The following is a 9,073-nucleotide window of genomic DNA, read 5'->3' as shown; positions in this document are numbered from 1 at the left end:
TTTATTATTCTCATTATTATAGGTCTTGGAACGTTCCTTCTAATGATTAACAACACTAAAAAGCTTCCGCCCTTAGGTGGAAGCTTTTCCTTTTTTCTCTGGAGTGCAGCTTATATAAACGGCAGGCCTTCTCTTAGAAGCATCCACGTTCCCGCAATAAAACACACCGTTCCCTGTACCAAAAAGAAAATCCCCAAAAAGAAGCCGGGATTCTGGTAGCTTTTTCAAGAAGAACGGCATCTCCTGAAGCACGGCATGGTGTCTGCTCATTTTCCATACAAATAAACTGGATAAGAATGCCTGTACAAGAAGAGTGCTTCCAATAATATACAGCAGGTAATGCTCGCTTCATACGCCTGATTCACATACAGCACGCCAATTAATAAAAATACACTGACGAGCCAAAGAATGCCAACTATGTTCTTTACAAGAAACATGATATTGTAGAGAAGCAGTAAAACATAGGACAATCATCAACGGTGTATACCACTGCATCAGCAGAGCGTAAATATACAGAACACTTACAGCTGAAGCAAATACATATCCTGCCGCGATTGTAAGTACTGCTCCTGATTTCCCCTGATGGCTCGTTAAAGCCAGCCCGCTGCGTTATAAACAAAGAAACAGCATGAGCTCTGCCGCCTGTCCACTTCGCAGCTGCCACATGCCCATTCTCATGGATCAATGTATGAAACAATGCTAAAAAAGAACCAAGAACCGGGAGCCTAAGCAGCACTGCTGTAATCCGAGCAGAAGTAAAACGAGCATTTCTTCATACATAAACAGGGTCCTCTTTTCTATCCTTTTCTATATGAAAAAGTTCCCTAAATGATTAGGGAACCTTCAAGTATGATAGTATTCATGATGTCATTATACATAATTTTATATCATTTAGATAAACGATAGGATAATACTAATTACTACTACAAGTCCAACAATCATTAAAATCGTTCTAATCATATTCTTCACCCTTTCTATAATAGGCACTAATAAGTATTCCCTATTAATCAGCCTTTTAAAACACTTATTGCTGATTTTGTCGAATAATTACTATGATCGCATCTATTTTTAATACACCAGGAGGAGTAAGCCATTATGGCCGTTTTTTTTACTTTATGAACACTGATTCAGGAAATAATAAATGACCGGGCTGTCGGCCTTGCCGCCAGCAGGCTTTTTCTACCTTTTTCTTATTCCCTATGATTATCCTTATCTTATCTATTCTGCCTTATCTTAATCTCGATGTGGACCAGGTATTCGAACTTTTGGGCAGCGGCGCTTCCCGAAGCTTTTCTACAGCTGATTCAAGATAACGTTATCGATGTCATCACGACCCTCAGGGAGGCCTCCTCACCTTTGGTATTATAGGTACCATATGGACCGCCTCAAACGGGGTAAATGCTTTTATGGAAGCTGCCAACACGGCCTTTAATTTAGAAGAAACCCGTTCATTTATAGTGATGCGGCTGCTTTCTATCGCCCTGACCATTGCGCTTATTTTTGCGCTTTTAGTAACACTGGTATTATCAGTTTTCGGCAACTTAATTATTGAAAACATTGACACAACTGGCTCAATATTGAAACAGGTACTGCTTTACTGCTTAATGTGTTCCGGTGGACGCTGTTGATTATCATTGTCTCAAGCGCGTTGTCTTTTCTTTACTATTTTGCTACATCGATGCGCTTTCCGCTTCGTCACGTTATTCCCGGAGCGCTTGTGGCAACGATTCTATGGCAGGGAGTCAGCTTCGGCTTCTCCGTCTACATTTCAAATTTCGGAAACTTCTCCGCCACCTACGGTAGTCTCGGAGGTATTATTGTTTTAATGCTGTGGCTGTATTTAACCGGATTTACGTTTATTATAGGCGGTGAAGTAAACGCTATTCTACATCGTCACAGCAAGCTTTTCCACTCTGAGCGTTTTTTCCTAAGAGCTCTCTTCCGCTATTCTTTGTTTAATATCCTCCCGGGGATCCCAGCAGTTAAACTGGTAGTGCGGCTTTGTTTCAAATCCAAGCCGGATGCAGCTTTTGACTGAAGGCTGCCCTGTCTTCTTTTCTATCCGAAACCATCTGCACGTAGCACAGCAGTGATATTTCTGTTCAGGAGTCATAGGTCTCTTCCTTTCAAGCTATAGCCAAAACCCCCGTGTTCCTCTGGAACGCGGGGGCTTTCGTCTATTTATAGTTTTTTCTTGGCAGAAGCCGTTATTTCATCCGATGAAATATCAACATCCACTTCATAGGGAACGCTTTCTGCTGCCTGCTTTATATTTTTATCATCATCTTTTTCCAAGGCGGTTACTGTAGACGCTCCTGCTGCACTCGCTGCGCTGATGACAACAGCCAGACCCAGAGCCGATATTGATTTAAGCATCTGTTCCTCTCCCATTCTACTCATTTATGCTTTTACAATACCATACATTTTTAAAAGGAAAAGTCCTTATGACGAAAAATACTATTACGTTTTGATTGCAGATTTATTCCTCCACAATGGTTATTTTTTCTGCTGCCTGTTTAGAACGCTGTTTTGCTTCTTCCACATCTGCGCCGAGGCTTATTGTCACAGCCATCCGCCTCCCCGGCTTTGTTTCCGGCTTTCCAAAATCCGAAGTTCGGTTTCCGGAATCTGCAGCGCTTCCGCAGCACCTTCAATATGATAGCTGCTCGATTCTTTCTCTGCTTTCACTGCGTAAGATGCTCCTGCGCGGTGAAATACAATACCTTCAACCGGAAGACCGAGTACAGCCCGGACATGAAGGGCAAATTCTGATAAATGCTGGGTAGCCAGTGTAACCATTCCAGTATCGTGGGGGCGGGGGATACTTCACTAAAATATACGCTGTCTTTTGTCAAAAAGAGTTCTACGCCGAATAATCCATACCCGCCTAAAGCAGAGGTTACTTTTTGAGCTATTTTTTTTGCTTCTTCGAGCTGGGATGCAGACATTGGGTGAGGCTGCCATGACTGAATATAATCTCCATCCTTTTGTTCGTGCCCAATAGGTTCACAGTAGGAAATACCGGAAATAGACTGCACGGTCAATAATGTAATTTCAGACTCAAAAGGAATAAAAGATTCAACAATGACCCGATTTTTCTTTCCTCTCCCGCTGCCGACTGCCTCCTGCCAGGAGTTTTGTATATCTGCTTCGGACCGGCAAACGGTCTGGCCTTTTCCTGAGGAACTCATTACAGGTTTAATCACACAGGGCGTACCGATTTCTTTCACTGCCAGTTCAAGCTCCTGCAGGTTATCTGCGAATTGGTAAGAGGCTGTAGGGATATTCAGTTCTTCGCTTGCCAGACGGCGGATGCCTTCCCGGTCCATGGTCAAATGGGCTGCTCTTGCTGTGGGAATAACATGAAATCCTTCTTCTTCCAGTTCAATTAGTGCCTCTGTTGCCAGGGCTTCAATTTCAGGAACAATATAGTCCGGCTTTTCCCAGCGTACAATTTCTTTTAATTTACTCTCCTCCAGCATATCGATCACATAAGAACGATGGGCGATCTGCATCGCCGGAGCTCCGTCATACCTATCTACAGCGATTGTTTCTACACCCAGGCGCTGTGCCTCTAAAATAACTTCTTTTCCAAGTTCACCAGATCCTAAAATCATCAGCTTTATTGCTTTTTGTTGTAATGGGGCTCCTATATTCATTCGTTTCCTCCTAAAAAATCGTAGTCCTTCCTATCTTACAATCTCTCCTGCTTTATTTTCAACAAAATCACGAACAAAAAATATAAATATATAAATTATTATTCGCTTTTGATGTAATAGAGATTTTTATTGTAATCCACAAAAAAACTGCCTGTAACGGGGGAACCCCTCATTACAGACAGTTTTGTTCTATTACTTATCTCTATTTTCCGGCTTAATGTTTTCTTCTCCATCAATACGGGCTTCTTCACGCTTTACTTTTTCCGTGGTTTCTTTTGTTTCCTGATATTTTCTTTTGCCGACAATAACTTCATCTGTAACAATCGGCGTTTTTTTGATTTCAATTTGTTCTTCTACAACTGGGACTCTGATTTCTTCCGATTCCTCTGAGAATTCACCGATTTTTGCACCCGTGGCATCTTGATCTTCTTCGGAAACCGCGCGTCTTTCCACGTATACTTCTTCACGCTGTACCGGTACTTTAATCGTTTTTTCAACTTCTACTACTTCTTTTCTGACTTCCACTTCGCCTTTTTCTACTTTTTTCTTGCTCACATCCAGCTTTTCTTCATGCAGACGCAGAGCCTGCTGTTCTTCTGTTTCAGCATCAGCTTCGCGCTTCGCAGAAGCTGTTTCCGGACGATGTTCTGCAGATTGTTTTTCAGATGGGACCGCTTTTAATGATGGAGATTTTTTTTCTGTTGCATGCGTTTCTTTTTCTTGTGCTGAAGACGCAGTCGCCGTGTGCTCCGTAAAGCTTCTTGATGGGACGGCTGTGCCTTCGTGAGCCACAACAATAATATTTCCTTCTCTAATATCCGTATCATATCTTTCAGCATCTTCTGCTGTAAGTCCGAGACGAATTAAGGTAACGTCTGATTCTTCTGCCTGCTGTTCCGGCGAGAGCGCTTCTTTTAAGTTTTCTACAAGACCGCTTCCGCTGCTGCCTTCTTTTGTATGCTCTAAATGAATGTTTGCACCTGTTTCTTTAGAAAGGTAGGCCGCGCTGTCTTTATTGTTTAATACAATTGAAATATCATTGGATTCAAGTCCCTGTTCTTTAAGTCCAGCTACTGCACCAATTGCCTGCTGTTCGTTTTGGTAAGATCCAATCACTCTTGTTTCCATCTTATAAAACCTCCATTTAATATAGGTATCTGTTCGTTTCTTTATTTAGTATGCTATGGTTTACCTTCCCTTCCTCCGCTTTTTAAAACTAAATTCTCTTGCATTAAAGCAAACTCAAGACAAAAGACTGTTTCGTTTGGAAACAATCTCTATCCTACGTCCTAGTAAAGAAAAAAAGAGTTCCCCTTATTCATAGGAGAACCCTTAAACTGGCGTTATTCTTCTGTTATGTCCCATGTGTAATGGAAGTCAATGCAGCCATTTAACGTCTGGGCTACAGGACAGCCTTTGTCAAAAACTTTAAGCGCTCTTTCAGCCGGATCTTTCTTGCCGGCTGGAATACTTAATTCAAAATGCACATCAATTTTTGTGATTTTCAGTACGCCTTCCGGCGCTTCAATGGTTCCTTTTGCGACAGCTTTTAACTTATTCGGATAAGGTTGGTATGCCGCGCGCATCCAGCGCGCGGATAAAGTCCCGGTAAGTCAGCCGCCTGCTGAGGCAACAATATGATCGAGCGGTGGGATGGATATTCCGTTTCAGGAGAAACGCCGTAGAACTCTTTTACTCCTCCATGTACGCCGTAATGGAAACGGCTCTTCAAATCCCTCAATATAAGCTTTACGGTGCGGCGGTTCATGCTGCTCAATGTTAATAGTCGTTAATTTCAATAGGCTTACTCATTGATACTCCTCCTTGAATTTAGTAATAGCCGACTATTCCCTTTTATCATTCTTTAAGCATAGCCTCTTTTCATGCTGTTTGTAATAGTATATACTTTTACACGAACAAATGTTTGTATTTTAATCAGGAAAAAGAGGTGCTGTACGGTGAATAACCGGATTATCTTTTTAATTGATATGCAGTCTTTTTATGCCAATTTGGAAAAAAATGGCCCATCCTTTATTAACAGGACAGCCTGTTGTTGTGGCCGGGGATCCTTCTATCGTAGCGGTGTTATTTTAGCTGCCTGTTCCGCAAGCTAAATCATACGGCATACAAACTGTGAACCGATCTGGCAGGCGCGTAACAAATGTGCGCACGTACATATACTCAAACCCCATATGCAGTTTTACGTCGACGTATCGGTTACGATTTCCACTTTTTTTGGAACAGTACAGTACGTCCGTTGAGCCCTACAGTATTGATGAAGTATTTCTGGATTTTCCTTTCATGTCCTATGAAAAAGCAGAACTGCTTGCCAGGCACATAAAGCAGCGACTGCTGCGGGAAATTGGTGTCCAGGCCCGTATCGGCATTGGCCCTACAAAGGTTTATGCCAAAATGGCCTGCGATCATTTTGCGAAAGAAAACAAAACAGGGACCGCTGTTCTGTGTGATGCTAATGTCTCTGAACAGCTGTGGCCTCTTCCGATAAAAAAACTATTCAGCGTAGGCAGCCGGATGGAAGCGCACCTTCTTAACATGGGGATCCGCACCATCGGCCAGCTGGCCCGGTATCCGCTTCAGGACTTAAAGAAAAGATGGGGTATAAACGGAGAACTTCTCTGGCAGACAGCCCATGGGCGTGATGGTTCCCCCGTTTCTTCCGACACTCATCAAAAAAGAAAATCCATCGGCCATCATATGACCCTGCCCGTGACTATTACCACTGGTCAGAGATAAAAGTAGTACTCCGGGAGCTGAGTGAAGAAGTCAGCAGACGGTGCAGGCAGCATGCCTCTTTAGGTCAGGTAGTCAGTGCTGGAGCCGTCGGAAAGCAACACGGATTTCCACGATCTTTCCAGCGCCAGCAGCGGCTGTTCGAACCAACAAACAGTGGAAAGGTCATCTTTGAGACTGCTTCTGCTTTGTTTAAGGACTCTTGGGACGGCACTCCGATTAGAAGCCTCGGCATCTCCTTGAGCGGCCTTCAACCGGATAAGTATAAACAATTAAACTTGTTTAACAGTGAAGAGGATCTGGAAATGCTGTATCATACTATTGATCAGCTGAAGGATAAGTATGGTATGGATGCCGTTCTGTATGCTTCCTCTCTCTCCAGGCTGTAATACGTGCCAGGAAAATCGGCGGCCATTATAAATAATTTTGTTTCTTCTATTATAAAAGGTGGTATATGTAAACATCAGATGCTAAGGAGGAATTGATATGCATAAACTGAGCCGACTGCTTTTCAGGGCATCAAGAACGATGGGAGATGCCCAGGCCGTTCGAAATGGGACAATAGGAAAAAGGATTGCCCGCCGTCTTGTTGGAAGACAGGCCGGGAGACTGATCCGCAGAATTATCCGCTGACGCGCAGAAGCCGCTCTTATTTTATAGTATATCTTAATTGATGTAACCCATTCTATTTTTCCATAAAAAAAGCCAGGCGGCTGCCTGGCTTTCCTGTGTTTCTTATGATTCGTGGACACCTAACGCAATTTTTGCATAACGGGACATCATACTCTTATCCCACTGCGGGCTCCATACAATGTCGACCTCAACCTCTTTAATTTCACCGAATTCCTGCAGCTCTTCCAGCGAACTCTTTATGTCGCTTACTATCGTTGCTGCTAAAGGACATCCCATAGCGGTTAATGTCATGGTGATTTTGACATTGTTCTCATCATCAAGTTCTACATTGTATATTAAGCCTAGATTGACTATATCGATATCCAGTTCCGGATCAATAACATTTTCCAGTTCTGCATAAACTCGGTCAATCATTTCCTGTTTTTCATCTGTCATGCTATCTACCTCCCGTTCTTTCTATAAAAAGTATAACAAAATTCGGCTCAATAGAACAAATTCCTGCTTTTTTCCAGCAGATAACTGTTCAATACCGGCTTATTTATAGTATACTTCATCATGTACTTTGCAAGCGTACATTTGTATTTTTACTTCATTCTTTTAATGAAAGGAGAACAACTCAGCATGCTGCTATGGATTACTGCTATTATCCTTGGCCTGGCGGCCGCGTATCACTTATCGGCCCGATGGGTTCCAGCCGGCCGGGCGTCATGTACCGACCTCCCTGACAGGGCTCTTCTTTCAAGAGATACTATTATATTAGATATCCGGGAATACCAGGACGCAGCACACAATCCGGTATCTGAGGCACAGGTGCTCCCCTATCCGTATTTAAAAAGATACCTGCCTACTATTGAGAAGCAGCATGTTTTTCTAATAGCTCCAGACAAAGTATCGAAAAACCTTGCCATTCGGCTGCTTCGCAGAAATAATATACATGTTGCCCGTTATACCATTGTAGAGCGCAGCACGCATGGAAGACAGCCGCTTAAAGCTCCATGTAATTAGTACCACGTATATTTATCAATAGAAAGCAGCTAATTATTCGGTTGTTTTCTTTTTTCATTTTATTAATGAACAGCTGTTCATTGTTCTCTACCTTTCTTTTATCTATTCTAGTATACTTGCATTAATTCAACTAAAGGAGGCCCCACATATGAAGAGAGAGGATCTGCTTGCACCGGCTCAATACAACATTGTAAATGAGCTGGACGCCTACAGAAATGATGACCAGAAAACCGCCATTCGGTGGATGAACGAAAAAAAAGAGCGTCGTGATGTTTCCTACAAAACCCTTTTGGAAAAGGCCAGCCAGTTTGCAGGGGTGCTGCTGGATCAGGGAATACAAAAAGGAGATAAAATTCTTATTATCGTTCCGCGGCTTCCAGAAGCTTATATGATATATCTTGCCTGCCTGAAAATTGGAGCAGTTGCCATTCCTTGTTCGGAGATGCTGCGCTCAAAAGATCTTATCTACCGCCTTCACCATTCAGAAGCTGTCGGAATTATCGCCCATCATCATTCGACAGAAGAAGTAGATGCTATCACTGAAGAGCTGCCCTACTTGCAGTTTAAAATGACAATTGGAGGAGCGGTGGACGGCTGGCTTCAGGCCGATGCCCTGGCCGGGACGAAGGAAAAGGAGCTTGCCACCGCAGATACAAACAGCAGTGATGTAGCTTTTCTATCCTACACTTCCGGCACCACTGGAAATCCTAAAGGTGTTATTCATACTCATGCCTGGGCCTATGCCCACGTAAGAACAGCGGCTAAAGAGTGGCTTGACGTCAGGGAAAATGATATCGTCTGGGCTACGGCAGCGCCGGGATGGCAGAAGTGGGTGTGGAGCCCGTTTCTCTCCACTGTTATGCTCGGAGCCACTGCATTTGTATATAATGGAGGGTTTAAGCCGGATACTTATTTGCAGCTGCTTCAGGATGAGAATATCCAAGTATTATGCTGCACGCCTACCGAATACCGCTTAATGGCAAAAGTCGACAATCTTGGCTCTTACAAACTCCCTCATCTCCGAA

At 43.2% G+C, this 9,073-nt stretch carries 11 protein-coding genes and 1 pseudogene; 7 read left to right on the top strand and 5 right to left on the bottom strand.

From position 1 onward, the window contains the following. The first annotated feature begins 1,361 nt into the window (after positions 1-1,361). Positions 1,362-1,628, top strand: coding sequence for a YhjD/YihY/BrkB family envelope integrity protein (locus MMY81_RS32340; RefSeq protein WP_308215556.1), 267 nt, complete (start codon positions 1,362-1,364; stop codon positions 1,626-1,628). Further along, positions 1,625-2,038, top strand: coding sequence for a YihY/virulence factor BrkB family protein (locus MMY81_RS34750; RefSeq protein ID WP_308215554.1), 414 nt, complete (start codon positions 1,625-1,627; stop codon positions 2,036-2,038). Before MMY81_RS32340 ends, MMY81_RS34750 begins: the two co-directional genes overlap by 4 nt. 143 nt (positions 2,039-2,181) lie before the next feature. Here the strand turns inward: MMY81_RS34750 and MMY81_RS32325 are convergent, their stop codons facing one another. The 4 genes and pseudogenes from MMY81_RS32325 to MMY81_RS32310 form a co-directional block, all read right to left on the bottom strand. Beyond that, a complete protein-coding gene (locus MMY81_RS32325) occupies positions 2,182-2,376 on the bottom strand; it encodes a hypothetical protein (RefSeq protein ID WP_252316042.1) in 195 nt (64 codons plus the stop codon). Positions 2,377-2,479: 103 nt separating this feature from the next. Next, positions 2,480-3,659 (bottom strand): annotated as a pseudogene (gene purT / locus MMY81_RS32320) (formate-dependent phosphoribosylglycinamide formyltransferase). A gap of 192 nt (positions 3,660-3,851) precedes the next feature. Continuing rightward, positions 3,852-4,787: a YsnF/AvaK domain-containing protein gene (locus MMY81_RS32315; protein ID WP_252316041.1), complete on the bottom strand. Its 936-nt coding sequence runs from the start codon at positions 4,785-4,787 to the stop codon at positions 3,852-3,854. Positions 4,788-5,002: 215 nt separating this feature from the next. Continuing rightward, complete coding sequence (locus tag MMY81_RS32310; RefSeq protein ID WP_252316040.1) at positions 5,003-5,245, bottom strand: OsmC family protein; 243 nt, start codon at positions 5,243-5,245, stop codon at positions 5,003-5,005. A 547-nt stretch (positions 5,246-5,792) separates the two neighbouring features. On the opposite strand from MMY81_RS32310, the gene MMY81_RS32305 reads away from it, so the two are divergent. From MMY81_RS32305 to MMY81_RS32295, 3 genes are all read left to right on the top strand, one after another. Then, positions 5,793-6,413, top strand: coding sequence for a Y-family DNA polymerase (locus MMY81_RS32305; protein ID WP_308215553.1), 621 nt, complete (start codon positions 5,793-5,795; stop codon positions 6,411-6,413). Beyond that, a complete protein-coding gene (locus MMY81_RS32300) occupies positions 6,359-6,799 on the top strand; it encodes a DinB/UmuC family translesion DNA polymerase (RefSeq protein WP_308215555.1) in 441 nt (146 codons plus the stop codon). Before MMY81_RS32305 ends, MMY81_RS32300 begins: the two co-directional genes overlap by 55 nt. A gap of 97 nt (positions 6,800-6,896) precedes the next feature. Beyond that, a complete protein-coding gene (locus MMY81_RS32295) occupies positions 6,897-7,043 on the top strand; it encodes a hypothetical protein (protein WP_252316038.1) in 147 nt (48 codons plus the stop codon). 102 nt (positions 7,044-7,145) lie between these two features. Here the strand turns inward: MMY81_RS32295 and MMY81_RS32290 are convergent, their stop codons facing one another. Continuing rightward, on the bottom strand, positions 7,146-7,478 hold the full coding sequence (locus MMY81_RS32290) for a metal-sulfur cluster assembly factor (protein ID WP_252316037.1): 333 nt from the start codon (positions 7,476-7,478) through the stop codon (positions 7,146-7,148). Between the two features lie 186 nt (positions 7,479-7,664). On the opposite strand from MMY81_RS32290, the gene MMY81_RS32285 reads away from it, so the two are divergent. After that, positions 7,665-8,048: a sulfurtransferase gene (locus tag MMY81_RS32285; RefSeq protein WP_252316036.1), complete on the top strand. Its 384-nt coding sequence runs from the start codon at positions 7,665-7,667 to the stop codon at positions 8,046-8,048. A gap of 148 nt (positions 8,049-8,196) precedes the next feature. Continuing rightward, on the top strand, positions 8,197-9,073 hold an 877-nt coding region (locus MMY81_RS32280; protein WP_252316035.1), incomplete at its 3' end, for an acetate--CoA ligase.

Source organism: Sinobaca sp. H24, from assembly GCF_023845525.1.
This window is presented reverse-complemented; position numbering and strand designations above follow the sequence as displayed.